Here is a 16,639-nt window from a genome sequence, read left to right as displayed (position 1 = left end):
ACGAGCACGCGAAGGGGCGGCACCCAGGAGGGTGCCGCCCCTTCGTCATACGTGTGTCTCAGACGTTGAACCCGAGCGCCCGAAGCTGCTCCCGGCCGTCGTCCGTGATCTTGTCGGGGCCCCACGGGGGCATCCAGACCCAGTTGATGCGCAGTTCGTTCACGATGCCGTCCGTGGCCGACTTCGCCTGGTCCTCGATGACGTCGGTGAGCGGGCAGGCCGCCGACGTCAGCGTCATGTCGATCGTCGCGATGTTCGCGTCGTCGATGTGGATGCCGTAGATCAGCCCGAGGTTGACGACGTCGATGCCCAGCTCGGGGTCGACGACGTCGTACAGGGCTTCGCGGACCTCGTCCTCCGAGGCCGGCTTCATCTCGATGGTCTCGCTCATGCCGTCGTCTTCCTTTCGGCGTCGGCCTCGCCCAGGGCCTGGGCCGTCGCGTCCTTCCAGGCCATCCAGCTCAACAGGGCGCACTTGACCCGGGCCGGGTACTTGGAGACCCCGGCGAACGCGACCGCGTCCTCCAGGACCTCCTCCATGGCGTCGTCGGGCTCGAGCTTCCCCTTGGACTGCATCAGCTCCAGGAAGGTCTCCTGGATCTTCCGCGCGTCGGAGAGGTCCTTGCCGACGAGGAGTTCGTTCAGTACGGACGCGCTCGCCTGGCTGATGGAACAGCCCTGGCCCTCGTACGAGACGTCCTCGATCGTCGTGCCGTCGTACTTCACGCGCAGGGTGATCTCGTCACCGCACGTCGGGTTGACGTGGTGCACCTCGGCGTCGCCGTCCCGCAAGCCCCGCCCGTGCGGGTTCTTGTAGTGGTCCAGGATGACTTCCTGGTACATCGAATCCAGCTTCACGGTTTCCGCACGCCTCTCAGCCGAAGAAGTTCCGTACGTGCTCCAGGCCGTCGACCAGTGCGTCGATCTCGGCCGGCGTGGAGTACAGATAGAACGACGCTCGTGTGGTCGCGGGAATTCCGTAGCGCAGGCAGACCGGCCGCGCGCAGTGGTGGCCGACCCGGACCGCGATGCCCTGCTCGTCGAGTACCTGGCCCACATCGTGCGGGTGGATGTCCCCGAGGGTGAAGGAGATCGCCGCGCCCCGCTCCTCGGCCGTGGTGGGGCCGATGATCCGGAGGTCGGGGACCTCCAGAAGCCGCTTCACCGCGTACTCGGTGAGCGCGTGCTCGTGGGCGAAGATCTTGTCCATGCCGATCGAGTTGAGATAGTCGATCGCCGCGCCGAGTCCGACCGCCTGGGCGATCGGGGGCGTGCCCGCCTCGAACTTGTGGGGCGCCGGGGCGTAGGTCGAGGAGTGCATCGACACCGTCTCGATCATCTCGCCGCCGCCGAGGAACGGAGGCAGGTCCTCCAGGAGTTCCTGCCGTCCCCACAGGACGCCGATGCCGGTCGGGCCGCACATCTTGTGGCCGGTGAAGGCCACGAAGTCGGCCTGCAGGGCCTGTACGTCCAGCGGCATGTGCGGAGCGGCCTGCGAGGCGTCGACGCACACCAGCGCACCGACCTCCTGGGCGCGGCGCACTATCGCCTCGACCGGGTTCTGGGTGCCCAGGATGTTGGAGACCAGCACGAAGGAGACGATCTTCGTCTTCTCCGTGATGACCTGGTCGATGTTGGACAGGTCCAGGCGGCCGTCGTCGGTGAGGCCGAACCACTTCAGCTTCGCGCCCGTGCGCTGCGCGAGCAGCTGCCACGGCACGATGTTGGAGTGGTGCTCCATCTCCGTGATGACGATCTCGGTCTCGGAGTCCACGCGGTAGGGCTCGTCGGCCCAGCCCAGCATGTTCGCCACGAGGTTGAGCGACTCCGAGGCGTTCTTGGTGAAGATCACCTCGTTGCGCGAGGGCGCGTTGATGAACTCCGCGACCTTGTCGCGCGCGCCCTCGTACAGCGCCGTGGCCTCCTCGGCGAGGACATGCACGCCACGGTGGACGTTGGCGTTGTGCTGCTCGTAGTACTCGTCGAGCACGTCGATGACCTGGCGCGGGGTCTGCGAGGTCGCGGCGTTGTCGAGGTAGACGAGCTTCTTTCCGTCATGGACCTGGCGGTCCAGGATCGGGAAGTCCTTGCGGAGCGCCTCGGTGTCGAGGAGGCCCGGCAGCTGTGTCACGCGGATGCGCCACCCTTCGTGTATGCCTCGTAGCCCTCGTCCTCCAGCTTGTCGGCGAGCTCGGCACCGCCGGACTCGACGATGCGGCCGCCGGAGAAGACGTGCACGTGGTCGGGCTTGATGTAGCGGAGGATGCGGGTGTAGTGGGTGATCAGCAGGGTGCCGACCTCACCCGTCTCACGGACCCGGTTCACGCCCTCGGAGACGACGCGCAGGGCGTCGACGTCCAGGCCGGAGTCGGTCTCGTCGAGGACCGCGATCTTCGGCTTGAGCAGCTCCAGCTGAAGGATCTCGTGGCGCTTCTTCTCACCGCCGGAGAAGCCCTCGTTGACGTTGCGCTCGGCGAAGGACGGGTCGATGTTGAGGCGCTGCATGGCCTCCTTGACCTCCTTCACCCAGGTGCGCAGCTTGGGGGCCTCGCCGCGGATGGCGGTGGCGGAGGTGCGCAGGAAGTTGGAGACGGAGACGCCGGGGACCTCGACCGGGTACTGCATGGCGAGGAACAGGCCGGCGCGGGCCCGCTCGTCGACGGACATCTCCAGGACGTCCTCGCCGTCGAGGGTGACGGTGCCGCCGGTGATCGTGTACTTCGGGTGACCCGCGAGGGAGTAGGCGAGGGTCGACTTGCCGGAGCCGTTCGGGCCCATGATGGCGTGCGTCTCGCCCTGCTTCACGGTGAGGTCGACGCCCTTGAGGATCTCCTTCGTGGCGTTGTCGGCCTCGACGGTGACGTGCAGGTCTCGGATTTCAAGCGTTGCCATGGGTGCCTCAGGACTCCTGGGTGAGGGAGACGAGCACGTCGTCCCCTTCGATCTTTACGGGGTATACGGGGACGGGGCGCGTCGCCGGAAGGGCGTCGGGCTTGCCGGAACGGAGGTCGAAGCGCGAGCCGTGCAGCCAGCACTCGATGTGACAGTCGTCGACCTCGCCCTCCGACAGGGAGACGTTCGCGTGCGAGCAGATGTCGTACACCGCGAACACCTCGCCCTCGGTCTGCACGATGGACATGGGCGTGCCGTCGAGTTCCACCCGCTTCGGGGTGTCGTCCTCCAGCTCGCTCAGCCCACAGACGCGTACAAATGCGAGGCTCATGCCACCGACGCCTCCAGCTCCTCGTCGATCTTGGCGATCAGGCGCTCCTCGATGTCCGGGAGGCCGATCTGCTGGACCAACTCGGCGAAGAAGCCGCGGACCACGAGGCGGCGGGCCTCCTGCTCCGGAATGCCGCGTGCCATGAGGTAGAAGAGCTGCTCGTCGTCGAAGCGGCCGGTCGCCGAGGCGTGGCCGGCGCCGACGATCTCGCCGGTCTCGATCTCGAGGTTGGGTACGGAGTCCACGCGCGCCCCGTCCGTGAGGACCAGGTTGCGGTTCATCTCGTAGGTGTCGGTGCCCTCGGCCTTGGCCTCGATGAGCACGTCGCCGATCCACACCGCGTGCGCCTGGTCGCCCTGGAGCGCGCCCTTGTAGACGACGTTCGACTTGCAGTGCGGGACGTTGTGGTCGACCAGGAGGCGGTGCTCCTGGTGCTGGCCCTGGTCGGTGAAGTACAGGCCGAACAGCTCGGCCTCGCCGCCGGGGCCGGCGTAGGCGACGCGCGGGTGCAGCCGGACGACGTCGCCGCCGAAGGTGACGACGACCGACTTGAAGGAGGCGTCGCGGCCGACGAGCGCGTTGTGCTGGGCGACGTGGACGGCCTTCTCGTCCCAGTCCTGGACGGAGACGACGGTCAGCTTGGCGCCGTCGCCCAGCAGGTAGTCGACGTTGGCGGCGAGCACCGCGTCACCGGTGTGGTCGATGACCACGACGGCCTCGGCGAAGGCGCCCAGCTCGATCACCTGGTGGCCGAAGGCGGTCCCGCCCTCGCCGTGCACCGCGATGCGGATCGGCTCGGTGAGGACGGTCTCCTTGGGGACGGTCACGACCGAGGCCTTCTCGAAGGCGGAGTAGGCCTGGGCGGCGACGCGGTCGGCCGGGGTGCCCGCCTTGCCGAGCCGCGCGTCGTCGCGGCCGACGGCCTCGACGGTGACGCCCTCGGGGGCCTGGACTTCGACCTTCACGCCGTTGCCGTTGGCCACGGCGGTGCCGTCGTGCAGACCGCGCAGGCGCTCCAGCGGGGTGAACCGCCACTCCTCCTCCCGGCCGTGCGGGACGGGGAAGTCCGCCACGTCGAAGGAGGGGGGCGCGCTCATGCGGGTCGCGACGGTCGACTCGGCCGCCACCGCGATCGAGCCGGTGGTGGTGGAACCCACCGGTGGGGGTCCCCCCGCTCGAGCGGAGCCGAGAGTGGGGGAGTTCTGGGCCTCAGCCATGGCTGTCGTAGTGCTCGCTTTCCGTTACGTAAGGGCTTGATGGACTGCGGCGGGGTTAGCCGACCGCGCCTTCCATCTGCAGCTCGATCAGCCGGTTGAGCTCCAGCGCGTACTCCATGGGGAGCTCCTTGGCGATGGGCTCGACGAAGCCGCGCACGATCATCGCCATGGCCTCGTCCTCCGACAGACCGCGGCTCATCAGGTAGAAGAGCTGGTCGTCGGAGACCTTGGAGACGGTCGCCTCGTGGCCCATGGACACGTCGTCCTCGCGGACGTCCACGTAGGGGTAGGTGTCCGAGCGGGAGATCGTGTCGACGAGCAGCGCGTCACAGAGCACGTTCGACTTCGAGCCCGGGGCGCCCTCGCCGATCTCGATGAGGCCGCGGTAGGAGGTGCGGCCACCGCCGCGCGCGACGGACTTCGAGACGATGTTGGACGACGTGTTCGGCGCCATGTGGACCATCTTGGCGCCCGCGTCCTGGTGCTGGCCCTCGCCCGCGAAGGCGATGGAGAGGGTCTCGCCCTTGGCGTGCTCGCCCATCAGGTAGACGGCCGGGTACTTCATCGTCACCTTGGAGCCGATGTTGCCGTCGACCCACTCCATGGTCGCGCCCTCGTAGGCCACGGCACGCTTGGTGACCAGGTTGTAGACGTTGTTCGACCAGTTCTGGATGGTCGTGTAGCGGCAGCGGGCGTTCTTCTTGACGATGATCTCGACGACCGCGGAGTGCAGCGAGTCCGACTTGTAGATCGGGGCGGTGCAGCCCTCGACGTAGTGCACGTAGGCACCCTCGTCGACGATGATCAGGGTCCGCTCGAACTGGCCCATGTTCTCCGTGTTGATGCGGAAGTAGGCCTGGAGCGGGATCTCCACGTGGACGCCCGGCGGCACGTAGATGAAGGAGCCGCCCGACCACACGGCGGAGTTCAGCGAGGCGAACTTGTTGTCGCCGACGGGGATGACGGTCCCGAAGTACTCCTTGAAGAGCTCCGGGTGCTCCTTCAGGGCCGTGTCGGTGTCGAGGAAGATGACGCCCTGCTCCTCCAGGTCCTCGCGGATCTGGTGGTAGACGACCTCGGACTCGTACTGGGCGGCGACACCGGCGACGAGGCGCTGCTTCTCCGCCTCGGGGATGCCGAGCTTGTCGTACGTGTTCTTGATGTCCTCGGGCAGGTCCTCCCAGGACTCCGCCTGCTTCTCCGTGGAGCGCACGAAGTACTTGATGTTGTCGAAGTCGATCCCCGACAGGTCCGAGCCCCAGTTCGGCATGGGCTTCTTCTCGAAGAGGCGCAGGCCCTTGAGACGAAGCTTGGTCATCCACTCCGGCTCGTTCTTCTTGTCGGAGATGTCGCGGACGACGTCCTCGTTGATGCCGCGCTTGGCAGAGGCGCCGGCCGTGTCGGAGTCGGCCCAGCCGTATTCGTACTTACCCAGACCCTCGAGCTCGGGGTGGGCAGTCTCCGTGGGGAGAGTCATGCGGGGTTCCTCCCGGCCGTGCTTGCAGATGCGTTATCGGTGTTGTGGGAAATCTTGGGGATGAACGTCGTGCAGACGCCGTCGCCGTGCGCGATGGTGGCGAGCCGCTGTACATGCGTACCGAGCAGCTCGGCGAAGAATTCCGTCTCCGCCTCGCACAGTTGCGGGAACTGCTCGGCGACGTGGGCGACCGGGCAGTGGTGCTGGCAGAGCTGTTCACCCTGTTGCGGGTGTGGCGCACTGCGCGCTGTAGCAGCGTACCCGTCCGCGCTCAGGGCCTTGGCCAGCGCTTCTGTCCGCTTCTCGGGCGGCGCCGCCTCGACCGCTTCGCGGTACGCGCCCGCCTGTGCGCCGATCCTGGCGCGGGCGAAGGCGGCGATCGCCTCGCTGCCGCCCTCACGGTCGGCGATCCAGCGCAGCGCGTCGGCCGCCAGCTTGTCGTACGACTGGTCGAAGGCGTCCCGGCCGCAGTCCGTCAGGGCGAACGCCTTGGCGGGGCGGCCTCGGGTGCGCGCACCGTAGACCCGCTGCGCGCGTGCTTCCACGACACCGTCGCCCGCGAGGGCGTCGAGGTGCCGGCGTACGGCCGCCTGGGTGAGGCGCAGCCGCTCGGCGAGCTCGGCGACGGTCGACGGGCCGTGGTCCAGGATGGATCGCGCGACGCGGTTGCGGGTGGACCGCTCACCGGTCGCGAGCTCCTCCTGTGGGGCACCCATGGGAGCCTCCCGAGCCTCGCCGACGTTTTTCACAACGCCATTGTTGCGTAATTCGTCAGGACCGGGCAAGCCACGCCCGGCCCGCTCTACGGTGCCTTGCGTCACTTAGGTAAAGCTAACCTGACCTGCGGAAACGATCTTTGATCGATCAAACCGGTGGCATGCCGAAGCCCCTTCGGGGACACTCCCGAACCATGTCCACACCCCCTCCGACCGGCCCTCTTGTCACCCGGGACACACTGCGGACGCAGTTGGGCGAACTGGGCGTACGCCCCGGCGAGACCCTTCTCGTGCACTCCTCGCTCAGCGCCCTCGGCTGGGTCAACGGCGGCGCCGTCGCGGTGGTGCGGGGGCTGCTCGACGCGCTGGGCCCGGAGGGCACTCTGGTGGTCCCCACGCAGACCGGGGACCTCTCCGACCCGGTCCTGTGGCGCAAGCCGCCCGTACCCCCGGAATGGTGGGCGGCCATCCGCGCGACCATGCCCGCCTACGACCCCCGGATCACGCCCGCTCGCGGGGTCGGAGTCGTCCCGGAGACGGTCCGGACCTGGCCCGGCGCCCTGCGCAGCGCCCATCCGCAGACCTCGTTCGCGGCGGTCGGGCCGCGCGCGGCGGAGGTGACCGAGGGGCACGCGCCCGACTGCAGGCTCGGCGAGCGCAGCCCGCTCGCGACGCTGGAGGCGACGGGCGCCCGGGTCCTGCTGCTCGGTGCCGGCTACGCCTCCTGCACCAGCTTCCACCTCGCCGAATACCGGATACCGTCCCCGCGCGTCGCCGTGGGCCGGCCCGGGCCGAACGGCTGGGAGACCGTGACCGAGGTGTCGATCAGCTCGGACCGCTTCGACGAGCTGGGCTACGACTTCGAACGGGACCGTCCCGTCGTACGCGGGAAGGTGGGGGCGGCCGAGGCCCGGCTGTTCCCGGTGGCGGACGCGGTGGCCTACGCCGAACGGTGGCTGGCGGTGCACCGGCCGCGTGAGGAGGAGTTCCCGCACCCCCCGGTCTGAGCCCCCGCGCGCCTACCTAGACTCTGGACCCATGCGAAGTGAGCCCGTGGTCCAGGTCCAGGCCCTGGTGAAGCGGTACGGCCCGAAGACCGCGGTGGACGGGCTCGACCTGGTGGCCCGGGAGGGTGTGACCGCCGTGCTCGGCCCCAACGGGGCGGGCAAGACGACGACGGTCGAGACCTGCGAGGGGTACCGGAAGCCGGATGCCGGCACGGTGCGCGTCCTGGGCCTCGACCCGGTCAGAGAGTCCGGGCGGCTGCGGCCCCGCATCGGCGTGATGCTCCAGTCCGGCGGCGTCTACTCGGGCTCCAGGGCCGACGAGATGCTCCGCCACGTGGCCAAGCTGCACGCTCATCCGCTGGACGTGGACGCGCTCATCGAACGCCTGGGGCTCGGCTCCTGCGGGCGGACGACGTACCGGCGCCTGTCGGGCGGGCAGCAGCAGCGGCTCGCCCTTGCCATGGCCGTGGTCGGGCGCCCCGAGCTGGTGTTCCTGGACGAACCGACCGCCGGTCTCGACCCGCAGGCCCGCCGCGCCACCTGGGACCTGGTGCGGGACCTGCGCGCCGACGGCGTCTCGGTGATCCTCACCACCCACTACATGGACGAGGCCGAGCAGCTCGCCGACGATGTGGCGATCATCGACGCGGGCCGGGTCATCGCCCAGGGCTCCCCGGAGGAGCTGTGCAAGGGCGGCGCCGAGAACACGCTCCGCTTCACCGGCCGTCCCGGCCTGGACGTGGGCTCGCTGCTCAAGGCCCTGCCCGCCGACTCCTCGGCCGCCGAGCTGACGCCGGGTTCCTACCGGGTCATCGGCAAGATCGACCCGCAGCTGCTCGCGACGGTCACCTCCTGGTGCGCCCAGCACGGCGTGATGCCGGAGAAGATCTCGGTGGAGCGGCACTCCCTGGAGGACGTGTTCTTGGAGCTCACGGGTAAGGAGCTGCGTTCGTGACCGCCACCGGCACCTATGCGCCGAAGCCGGGGGCCGCGCCTCTCCCCCGCATGATCGCGGCCCAGGCCGTGCTCGAGACGAAGATGCTGCTGCGCAACGGCGAACAGCTGCTGCTGACGGTCGTGATCCCGACCCTGCTGCTCGTCCTCTTCAGCACCGTGGACATCGTCGACACGGGCGAGGGGAAGACCGTCGACTTCCTCGCCCCCGGCATTCTCGCGCTCGCGGTGATGTCGACGGCGTTCACCGGCCAGGCCATCGCGACCGGCTTCGAGCGCCGCTACGGCGTGCTGAAGCGGCTCGCCTCCTCGCCCCTGCCGCGCTGGGGCCTGATGACGGCCAAGACACTGTCCGTGCTGGTCACCGAGGTGCTCCAGGTGGTCCTGCTGACGGTGATCGCCTTCTCGCTCGGCTGGTCGCCGCAGGGCAACCCGTTCGCCGTCCTGCTGCTTCTGGTCCTCGGTACGGCGGCCTTCTCGGGCCTCGGCCTGCTGATGGCCGGGACGCTGAAGGCCGAGGCGACCCTGGCCGCCGCCAACCTGGTGTTCCTGCTGCTGCTCGTCGGCGGCGGGGTCGTCGTCCCGCTGGACAAGTTCCCCGAGGGCGCGCAGGACGTCCTCGGCCTGCTGCCCATCTCGGCGCTGTCCGACGGGCTGCGGGACGTCCTGCAGCACGGGGCCGGGACGCCCTGGGCCGACCTGGGGATCCTGGCGGTCTGGGCCGTGGCCGGGCTGGCCGCCGCCGGACGGTTCTTCCGCTGGGAGTAGGCCATGAGGGACCCTCGTGAAAGCGTGCACAAGCGGCGCCCTACGATGGGTCGCGTGCCAAAAGTGACCCGCGCCGACGCCAAGGCCGCCCTGCGCAACCCGCTCGCCTTCATCGCCGCACGCTGGACCCCGGAACCCCGGACCGTCCAGCGGGCCGCCATGTCCGCCGTCGTGATGTCGGTGCTCATCGTGGTCACCGGCGGTGCCGTACGGCTGACCGGCTCGGGCCTGGGCTGCCCGACCTGGCCCAAGTGCACCGAGACCTCGCTCACCGCCACCAGCGAGATGGGCGTCCACGGCGTCATCGAGTTCGGCAACCGCATGCTGACGTACGTGCTGTGCGCGGCCGTCGGCTGGGCGATCATCGCCGCGCGCTCGCAGAAGCCGTACCGGCGCGGCCTGGTCCGTCTGGGCTGGGCGCAGTTCTGGATCGTGATGAGCAACGCGGTGCTCGGCGGCATCGTGGTGCTGGTCGGTCTCAACCCGTACACGGTCGCGGCCCACTTCGTGGCGACGTCCGCGCTCATCGCGGTGGCCACGGTGATGTGGCAGCGCACCCGTGAGGGCGACACCGCACCGCGTCCGCTGGTCGGCAAGGCCGTCCGGCAGCTGGTGTGGTTCCTGACCGCGGCCGCCGTCCTGCTCATCCTGGTCGGCACGGTGGTCACCGGCGCGGGCCCGCACGCGGGCGACTCCAGCGAGGTCGAGCGGATGCCGGTCGACTGGGAGACGGTGAGCAAGCTGCACGCCGTGCTGGCGTGGATCGTGGTGACGCTGACGTTCGCCCTGTGGTTCGTCCTCAAGGCGGTCGACGCGCCGAAGGGCCCCCTGAAGCACACCCGCGAACTGTTCCTGATCCTGCTCGCGCAGGGCGTCATCGGATACGTCCAGTACTTCACGGACCTGCCCGAGGTCCTGGTCGGCCTGCACATGTTCGGCTCGGCCGTGATGTGGATCTGGGTGCTGCGGGTGGTGCTGTCGCTGCGGGAGCGCCCCGAGGTGGCTGTGGACCTGCCCGGCCCCGCCGCCGAGGCCTCCCTGACGAAGGCCTAGCCGAGCCCGTACACCCTGCGCGCGTTCCCCGACGCCAGCATCCCCGCCACCCGCTGCGCGTCGGTCAGGGACCACGCGCCCTCGGCGACCCAGGTTCCGAGCACCCGGCCGAGCGCCTCGCGGAACAGCCGGGCGGCCACCACGTGCAGCTCGGGCAGCCCCTGGGCGCCGCTGGAGAAGAGAATCTTGCCGAACGGGGCCAGCTCCAGGATCTCCGCGAGGACGGTCGCGGCCCGGGCGCCGGTGCGGACCAGGGCGGCGCCGCAGTCGGCGTGGACGTGCGGGAAGACACCGGCCAGATGGGCGGCGTGCCGGTGGTACGGGTAGCCGTGCAGCAGGACGAGGTCCGTGCCGAGCCCGGCCGTGGCCCGCACGAAGTCCGTCAGCAGCACCGGATCCGTACGGTCGATGCGCAGGCCCGGCGCCCCGAGCCCCGCGTGCAGCTGGAGCGGCAGCCCCGAGGCGACGGCGCTCCACAGCAGATGCCGCAGCAGCACCGGATCGCTCAGCTCCCCGCCGACGCCGCGCCCCGCGAGCCAGCGGCCGGCCGCACCTCGCACCTCTCCAGGCCCGGGCGGTTCGGGCGCGAGCGCGAGGCCGTGCCGGACGCCCGCGACCGAGGTGAAGGCGACGGCGTTCGCGGCGGCGGCGTGCACCGACTCGGCGAGGTTGGCGAGGAAGGACTCGACGGTTCCGGAGGTGTCGGCGACCTGCTCGGCGAGCAGTTCCAGGCGCACGATCTCGTGGGCCTCGGCGGCGCCCGCTGAGGCCAGCTCCCGGGGCTCCGTGAGGTCGCCGGGCAGGCCGGTGTCGACGAGGTACGTCGTGATGCCGCTGCCGCGCAGGAGCCGGCGGCCGGACTCCAGGACGCCCAGTTCACGGCGGCGGGCCAGGTAGTGGGCGGGGGTGCAGTGGGGTTCCAGGCCGAGCAGGGGCGGGCACCAGCGCCGTACGGCGAAGCCGGTCTGGGTGTCGAAGAGGGTGGTGCCGGGGGCGGGTGGGCCCTCGGTGCGGGAGAGGTGGGCCTCGAAGGTGCCGAGGCCCAGTTCCGTGCGGAGTACTCCGTGGCAGTACTGGTCCACTAGGGACGGCGTTTCGATCATCCGGGCTCCCCGGTGTGGACCCTGTTGTTCTCAAGGGTCCTAACGGGTGAAGGGGGATGAGGTCGCGGTCCCGGAGGGGGGTGCGGGTGAATCGGCGGCTGCCGGCGGAGTGTGGCTCGTCGCGCCCACGCGGCGGAGCCGCAAATGGATACAGCCCCGCGCCCCTAAAGACAAAAGGCCAGTTGCTCAACCGTTGGACGGGCCGCCTACCTGGATGCCCGCCATGCGCGTCCACTCGTAGCGGCCCGTCGTCACCTTGGCGGCGAATTCGCCGTCGAAGGACTCGTGGCGGGTGATGCCCGACTTCTCCACCGCCTGGTCGGCGATCTCGATCGACGGGGCGACCAGGTCGCCCCAGTTGCCGTCCTCGCCGACGAGGACGATGCGGGCGCCGCGTTCGCCGAGGTAGGCGACCTGGCCCTCGGCGCCGCCGTGGGTCTTGGAGAAGGCGGTGATCTGCTTGGCGAGCCGGGCGACCTTGCGCTCGGTCTTCGGGTCAACCTGCTGCGTGTCTGCCATGCTCAGGATGCTACTCACGAGTAGATCGACTGGCGAGAGCAGGGCCCTGTGACGTACGTCAGCGCAGGAACGGGTCGACCGCGACCGCCACGAACAGGATCGACACGTAGGTGATCGACCAGTGGAAGAGCCGCATCTCCTTGAGCTTGGCGCCCGTCACCTCGGCCTTGGCGCGGTTCTGCAGGCCGTGTGCCTCCCACAGCCAGAAGCCGCCGGCCAGCAGGGCGACCGCCGTGTAGAACCAGCCCGTGTAGCCGAGCGGGGTCAGCAGGAGCGAGACGGCGACCATGACCCAGCTGTAGATCACGATCTGCTTGGCGACCACCTTGTTGGAGGCGACCACCGGCAGCATCGGCACGCCCACGCGCGCGTAATCCTCTTTCACCTTCATCGACAGCGGCCAGTAGTGCGGCGGCGTCCAGAAGAACATGACGAGGAACAGGATGATCGGCGCCCACGACATGGAGTTCGTGACCGAGGACCAGCCGATCAGCACGGGCAGACAGCCGGCGATGCCGCCCCACACGATGTTCTGCGAGGTACGGCGCTTGAGGATCATCGTGTAGACGACGACGTAGAACAGGAGTGCGCCGAGGGAGAGCCAGGCCGAGAGCCAGTTGACCGTGAGGCCGAACAGCAGCGTCGAGACGACGGCCAGCGTGATGCCGAAGGCCAGGCACTCGCGCGGACTGACCATGCCGGTGACCAGCGGGCGCTGCGAGGTGCGGTCCATCAGCGCGTCGATGTCGCGGTCGATGTACATGTTGAGCGCGTTGGCGCCACCTGCGGACAGGTAGCCGCCGACGCAGGTCAGCAGCACCAGCGTCAGATCGGGCACGCCCTGCTGCGCCAGGAACATCACCGGAACGGTGGTGATCAGCAACAGCTCGATGATCCGCGGCTTGGTGAGAGCCACGAACGCCTTGACACGGGCCCCGAACGGCCGGTGGGCCGGGCTCTGGTCCGTCCCGAGCATCCCCGCTGGACGGGATTCAACGGCCGTCACGCACACCCCTACAGAGACATCCCAGCAAGCCTCAGCCGTGTGAAGTCCCGGTAAAGGCTCGCGCGTACCACGCCACTTTAGACGTTGCCCAGACTCGGACATTCGCGGGGGTCGTCTCGTGTTGAGGGGAGGGTTCCGACGGGCGCGTCGAAGCTCGATTGAGCACCCGGATGAGCGGCTCCGTATTCACATGCCTAATGCGGTTCGGCCCAGTCAGGAGGCGGATCGGGAGCAGTCCCGGCACTCTGGAACGACCTGGAAGAACGCATGTCCCACAGGGGTAGGCTCGACTGCGGCCGGTGGGCGCCCCGATACACCGGCATCCGAACATGTGGAGAGGAGCCCTGACCCAGGGTGAGCACCAAGCCGACCACAACAGACCTCGAGTGGACCGAGTTGGATCAGCGGTCCGTCGACACCGCGCGTGTCCTGGCCGCCGATGCCGTACAGAAGGTCGGTAACGGCCATCCGGGTACGGCGATGAGCCTGGCGCCTGCCGCCTACACCCTCTTCCAGAAGGTGATGCGGCACGACCCGGCGGACGCCGACTGGGTCGGACGGGACCGCTTCGTGCTGTCCGCCGGCCACTCGTCCCTGACCCTCTACACCCAGCTGTACCTGGCCGGTTTCGGCCTGGAGCTGGACGACCTGAAGTCCTTCCGCACCTGGGGTTCGAAGACCCCCGGTCACCCCGAGTACGGGCACACGACCGGTGTGGAGACCACGACCGGCCCGCTCGGACAGGGCGTCGCGAACGCGGTGGGCATGGCCATGGCCGCCCGCTACGAGCGCGGACTGTTCGACCCGGAGGCCGCCGAGGGCGAGTCCCCCTTCGACCACTTCATCTACTGCATCGCCGGTGACGGCTGTCTGCAGGAGGGCATCTCCGCCGAGGCCTCGTCCCTCGCGGGCCACCAGAAGCTGGGCAACCTGGTCCTGCTGTGGGACGACAACCACATCTCGATCGAGGGCGACACCGAGACGGCCGTGTCCGAGGACACGGTGAAGCGGTACGAGGCGTACGGCTGGCACGTGCAGCGCGTGGCGCCGAAGCCGGACGGCGACCTGGACCCGCACGCGCTCCACGACGCGATCGAGGCGGCCAAGGCCGTCACCGACCGGCCGTCGTTCATCGCGATGCGCTCGATCATCGCCTGGCCCGCCCCGAACGCGCAGAACACCGAGGCCGCGCACGGCTCGGCGCTGGGTGACGACGAGGTCGCCGCGACCAAGCGCGTCCTCGGCTTCGACCCGGAGCAGAGCTTCGAGGTCTCCGACGAGGTCATCACGCACACCCGCAAGGCGCTGGAGCGGGGCCAGGCGGCCCGGGCCGTGTGGGAGAAGGCGTACCAGCAGTGGCGGGACAACCACCCCGACCTCGCCGCCGAGTACGACCGCGTCGCCAAGGGCGAGCTGCCCAAGGGCTGGGAGGAGAAGATCCCGGTCTTCGAGGTCGGCAAGGGCGTGGCCACGCGTGCCGCCTCCGGCAAGGTCCTCCAGGCCCTCGGCGCCGTCGTCCCCGAGCTGTGGGGCGGCTCGGCCGACCTGGCCGGCTCGAACAACACCACGATCGACAAGACGTCGTCGTTCCTCCCGGCGGACAACCCGCTGGAGGAGGCGAACCCGTACGGCCGCACGATCCACTTCGGTATCCGTGAGCACGCGATGGCCGCCGAGATGAACGGCATCGCGCTGCACGGCAACACCCGGATCTACGGCGGCACGTTCCTGGTCTTCTCCGACTACATGCGCAACGCGGTGCGGCTGTCGGCGCTGATGCACCTGCCGGTGACGTACGTGTGGACGCACGACTCCATCGGCCTCGGCGAGGACGGCCCGACGCACCAGCCGATCGAGCACCTGGCGTCGCTGCGGGCGATCCCGGGTCTGAACCTGGTGCGCCCGGCGGACGCCAACGAGACCGCGATCGCCTGGCGCGAGATCCTCAAGCGCTGGACGAAGGAGTTCGGCAAGGGGCAGCCGCACGGTCTGGCGCTGACGCGTCAGGGTGTGCCGACGTACGCGCCCAACGAGGACGCCGCCAAGGGCGGTTACGTCCTGTTCGAGGCCGACGGCGGCGAGCCCGAGGTCGTCCTCATCGCCACCGGCTCGGAGGTGCACGTCGCCGTCGAGGCGCGCGAGCAGCTCCAGGGCGCCGGCGTGCCCACGCGCGTGGTGTCCATGCCGTCGGTGGAGTGGTTCGAGCAGCAGGACCAGGGGTACCGGGACAGCGTCCTTCCGCCGGCCGTCAAGGCCCGCGTCGCGGTCGAGGCCGGTATCGGACTGACCTGGCACAAGTACGTCGGGGACGCCGGCCGCATCGTTTCCCTGGAGCACTTCGGTGCTTCGGCCGACGGCAAGGTCCTTTTCCGCGAGTTCGGCTTCACTGCCGAGAACGTGGCCGCCGCCGCCCGGGAATCGATCGCCGCAGCTCAGCGCTGACGCTCATATACGACACGTAGGAGATGGAATTTCCATGACAGACGCACTCAAGCGCCTCTCCGAGGAAGGCGTCGCGATCTGGCTGGACGATCTGTCGCGCAAGCGGATCACGTCCGGCAACCTCGCCGAGCTGCTCGACCAGCAGCACGTCGTGGGCGTCACCACCAACCCGACGATCTTCCAGAAGGCGATCTCCGAGGGTGACGGCTACGACCAGCAGCTGTCGGACCTCGCCGCCCGCAAGGTGACCGTCGAAGAGGCCATCCGCATGATCACCACGGCGGACGTCCGCGACGCCGCCGACATCCTGCGCCCGGTCTTCGACGCCACCGGCGGCCAGGACGGCCGGGTCTCGATCGAGGTCGACCCGCGCCTCGCCCACAACACCAAGGCGACGGTCGCCGAGGCCCGGCAGCTGGCCTGGCTGGTGGACCGCCCCAACACGCTCATCAAGATCCCGGCCACCAAGGCGGGTCTGCCGGCCATCACCGAGACGATCGGCAACGGCATCAGCGTCAACGTCACGCTGATCTTCTCGCTGGAGCGCTACCGCGAGGTGATGGACGCCTACCTGGCCGGTCTGGAGAAGGCCAAGGCCAAGGGCCTGGACCTGTCCAAGATCCACTCGGTGGCGTCCTTCTTCGTCTCGCGCGTCGACACCGAGATCGACAAGCGGATCGACGCGCTCGGCACCCCCGAGGCCAAGGCGCTGCGCGGCAAGTCCGCCATCGCCAACGCCCGGCTCGCCTACCAGGCGTACGAGGAGGTCTTCTCCACGGACCGCTGGAACGCGCTGGACCGTGAGGGCGCCAACAAGCAGCGTCCGCTGTGGGCCTCCACGGGTGTGAAGGACAAGGCGTACAAGGACACCCTGTACGTCGACGAGCTGGTCGCGCCGAACACGGTGAACACCATGCCGGAGGCGACCCTGTACGCCACCGAGGACCACGGCCAGATCACCGGCAACACCCTCGCCGGCACGTACGAGCAGGCTCGCGCCGACCTCGACGCGGTCGAGCAGCTCGGGATCAAGTACGACGACGTGGTCCAGCTGCTGGAGGAGGAGGGCGTCGAGAAGTTCGAGGCGTCCTGGACCGACCTGCTGAAGTCGACCGAGGCCGAGCTTCAGCGCCTCGCCCCCTCGGAGGGCTGAA

The 16,639-nt window shown here is 69.3% G+C and carries 17 protein-coding genes; 6 read left to right on the top strand and 11 right to left on the bottom strand.

Annotated elements, in window-relative coordinates; translation table 11 throughout:
• Nucleotides 1-58: 58 nt before the first annotated feature.
• From ACFT4A_RS11380 to ACFT4A_RS11345, 8 genes are read right to left on the bottom strand one after another with little or no spacing between them, the layout of a single operon-like run.
• Entirely contained in the window at nt 59-391 is a 333-nt protein-coding gene (locus tag ACFT4A_RS11380) for a metal-sulfur cluster assembly factor (protein WP_184596910.1), read from the bottom strand.
• The gene (gene sufU, locus ACFT4A_RS11375) at nt 388-858 is read right to left on the bottom strand and encodes a Fe-S cluster assembly sulfur transfer protein SufU (protein ID WP_382828143.1); all 471 of its coding nucleotides are present in this window, start codon (nt 856-858) and stop codon (nt 388-390) included. Before sufU ends, ACFT4A_RS11380 begins: the two co-directional genes overlap by 4 nt.
• Nucleotides 859-874: 16 nt before the next feature.
• The gene (locus ACFT4A_RS11370) at nt 875-2,131 is read right to left on the bottom strand and encodes a cysteine desulfurase (protein ID WP_382498721.1); all 1,257 of its coding nucleotides are present in this window, start codon (nt 2,129-2,131) and stop codon (nt 875-877) included.
• Entirely contained in the window at nt 2,128-2,892 is a 765-nt protein-coding gene (gene sufC / locus ACFT4A_RS11365) for a Fe-S cluster assembly ATPase SufC (protein ID WP_189731061.1), read from the bottom strand. The genes ACFT4A_RS11370 and sufC overlap by 4 nt, the downstream gene beginning before the upstream one ends.
• Before the next feature lie 7 nt (nt 2,893-2,899).
• Complete coding sequence (locus tag ACFT4A_RS11360; protein ID WP_189731059.1) at nt 2,900-3,223, bottom strand: non-heme iron oxygenase ferredoxin subunit; 324 nt, start codon at nt 3,221-3,223, stop codon at nt 2,900-2,902.
• Nucleotides 3,220-4,440, bottom strand: a complete 1,221-nt coding sequence (gene sufD, locus ACFT4A_RS11355; RefSeq protein ID WP_382828141.1) for a Fe-S cluster assembly protein SufD — start codon at nt 4,438-4,440, stop codon at nt 3,220-3,222. The genes ACFT4A_RS11360 and sufD overlap by 4 nt, the downstream gene beginning before the upstream one ends.
• A 55-nt stretch (nt 4,441-4,495) precedes the next feature.
• Nucleotides 4,496-5,917 carry a Fe-S cluster assembly protein SufB gene (sufB, locus tag ACFT4A_RS11350; protein WP_189731056.1) on the bottom strand — a complete coding sequence of 474 codons (1,422 nt, stop codon included), beginning with the start codon at nt 5,915-5,917 and terminating at the stop codon, nt 4,496-4,498.
• Nucleotides 5,914-6,666, bottom strand: a complete 753-nt coding sequence (locus ACFT4A_RS11345) for a helix-turn-helix transcriptional regulator (protein ID WP_382828138.1) — start codon at nt 6,664-6,666, stop codon at nt 5,914-5,916. Before ACFT4A_RS11345 ends, sufB begins: the two co-directional genes overlap by 4 nt.
• A 161-nt stretch (nt 6,667-6,827) precedes the next feature.
• Between ACFT4A_RS11345 and ACFT4A_RS11340 the strand changes: the two genes are divergently transcribed.
• From ACFT4A_RS11340 to ACFT4A_RS11325, 4 genes are read left to right on the top strand one after another with little or no spacing between them, the layout of a single operon-like run.
• Entirely contained in the window at nt 6,828-7,640 is an 813-nt protein-coding gene (locus ACFT4A_RS11340; RefSeq protein ID WP_382828135.1) for an aminoglycoside N(3)-acetyltransferase, read from the top strand.
• 31 nt (nt 7,641-7,671) lie between these two features.
• A complete protein-coding gene (locus ACFT4A_RS11335) occupies nt 7,672-8,595 on the top strand; it encodes an ABC transporter ATP-binding protein (RefSeq protein ID WP_215122213.1) in 924 nt (307 codons plus the stop codon).
• 50 nt (nt 8,596-8,645) lie between these two features.
• Nucleotides 8,646-9,362 (top strand): ABC transporter permease, encoded by a 717-nt coding sequence (locus ACFT4A_RS11330; protein WP_382828477.1) that lies wholly within the window; start codon nt 8,646-8,648, stop codon nt 9,360-9,362.
• 3 nt (nt 9,363-9,365) lie between these two features.
• A complete protein-coding gene (locus tag ACFT4A_RS11325) occupies nt 9,366-10,415 on the top strand; it encodes a heme A synthase (RefSeq protein ID WP_382828132.1) in 1,050 nt (349 codons plus the stop codon).
• On the opposite strand, the gene ACFT4A_RS11320 is transcribed toward ACFT4A_RS11325, so the two are convergent.
• The 3 genes from ACFT4A_RS11320 to ACFT4A_RS11310 all read right to left on the bottom strand — a co-directional run bounded on the left by ACFT4A_RS11320 (nt 10,412) and on the right by ACFT4A_RS11310 (nt 13,013).
• Nucleotides 10,412-11,518 (bottom strand): amidohydrolase family protein, encoded by a 1,107-nt coding sequence (locus tag ACFT4A_RS11320; RefSeq protein ID WP_382828130.1) that lies wholly within the window; start codon nt 11,516-11,518, stop codon nt 10,412-10,414. The genes ACFT4A_RS11325 and ACFT4A_RS11320 overlap by 4 nt on opposite strands.
• 186 nt (nt 11,519-11,704) lie before the next feature.
• The gene (locus tag ACFT4A_RS11315) at nt 11,705-12,037 is read right to left on the bottom strand and encodes a hypothetical protein (protein ID WP_382828127.1); all 333 of its coding nucleotides are present in this window, start codon (nt 12,035-12,037) and stop codon (nt 11,705-11,707) included.
• Between the two features lie 58 nt (nt 12,038-12,095).
• Nucleotides 12,096-13,013 carry a heme o synthase gene (locus ACFT4A_RS11310; protein WP_189731087.1) on the bottom strand — a complete coding sequence of 306 codons (918 nt, stop codon included), beginning with the start codon at nt 13,011-13,013 and terminating at the stop codon, nt 12,096-12,098.
• Nucleotides 13,014-13,397: 384 nt separating this feature from the next.
• Here ACFT4A_RS11310 and tkt point away from each other — a divergent pair, with 384 nt between their 5' ends.
• Together tkt and tal are read left to right on the top strand one after the other, a co-directional pair.
• On the top strand, nt 13,398-15,485 hold the full coding sequence (gene tkt / locus ACFT4A_RS11305) for a transketolase (RefSeq protein WP_382828125.1): 2,088 nt from the start codon (nt 13,398-13,400) through the stop codon (nt 15,483-15,485).
• Nucleotides 15,486-15,519: 34 nt separating this feature from the next.
• Nucleotides 15,520-16,638 (top strand): transaldolase, encoded by a 1,119-nt coding sequence (gene tal, locus ACFT4A_RS11300; protein WP_382828123.1) that lies wholly within the window; start codon nt 15,520-15,522, stop codon nt 16,636-16,638.
• Nucleotide 16,639 lies beyond the last annotated feature (1 nt).

The sequence above is a fragment of the Streptomyces sp. NPDC057099 genome (assembly GCF_042671245.1).
GTDB classification, from domain to species: domain Bacteria; phylum Actinomycetota; class Actinomycetes; order Streptomycetales; family Streptomycetaceae; genus Streptomyces; species Streptomyces purpurascens.
This window is presented reverse-complemented; position numbering and strand designations above follow the sequence as displayed.

What these genes read in the sequence shown, in the direction of transcription:
- ACFT4A_RS11380 (WP_184596910.1), bottom strand. Translation starts at nt 391, where the DNA reads ATGAGCGAGACCATCGAGATGAAGCCGGCCTCGGAGGACGAGGTCCGC.
- sufC (WP_189731061.1), bottom strand. Translation starts at nt 2,892, where the DNA reads ATGGCAACGCTTGAAATCCGAGACCTGCACGTCACCGTCGAGGCCGAC.
- ACFT4A_RS11360 (WP_189731059.1), bottom strand. Translation starts at nt 3,223, where the DNA reads ATGAGCCTCGCATTTGTACGCGTCTGTGGGCTGAGCGAGCTGGAGGAC.
- sufD (WP_382828141.1), bottom strand. Translation starts at nt 4,440, where the DNA reads ATGGCTGAGGCCCAGAACTCCCCCACTCTCGGCTCCGCTCGAGCGGGG.
- sufB (WP_189731056.1), bottom strand. Translation starts at nt 5,917, where the DNA reads ATGACTCTCCCCACGGAGACTGCCCACCCCGAGCTCGAGGGTCTGGGT.
- ACFT4A_RS11340 (WP_382828135.1), top strand. Translation starts at nt 6,828, where the DNA reads ATGTCCACACCCCCTCCGACCGGCCCTCTTGTCACCCGGGACACACTG.
- ACFT4A_RS11335 (WP_215122213.1), top strand. Translation starts at nt 7,672, where the DNA reads ATGCGAAGTGAGCCCGTGGTCCAGGTCCAGGCCCTGGTGAAGCGGTAC.
- ACFT4A_RS11330 (WP_382828477.1), top strand. Translation starts at nt 8,646, where the DNA reads ATGATCGCGGCCCAGGCCGTGCTCGAGACGAAGATGCTGCTGCGCAAC.
- ACFT4A_RS11325 (WP_382828132.1), top strand. Translation starts at nt 9,366, where the DNA reads ATGAGGGACCCTCGTGAAAGCGTGCACAAGCGGCGCCCTACGATGGGT.
- ACFT4A_RS11320 (WP_382828130.1), bottom strand. Translation starts at nt 11,518, where the DNA reads ATGATCGAAACGCCGTCCCTAGTGGACCAGTACTGCCACGGAGTACTC.
- ACFT4A_RS11315 (WP_382828127.1), bottom strand. Translation starts at nt 12,037, where the DNA reads ATGGCAGACACGCAGCAGGTTGACCCGAAGACCGAGCGCAAGGTCGCC.
- ACFT4A_RS11310 (WP_189731087.1), bottom strand. Translation starts at nt 13,013, where the DNA reads ATGCTCGGGACGGACCAGAGCCCGGCCCACCGGCCGTTCGGGGCCCGT.
- tal (WP_382828123.1), top strand. Translation starts at nt 15,520, where the DNA reads ATGACAGACGCACTCAAGCGCCTCTCCGAGGAAGGCGTCGCGATCTGG.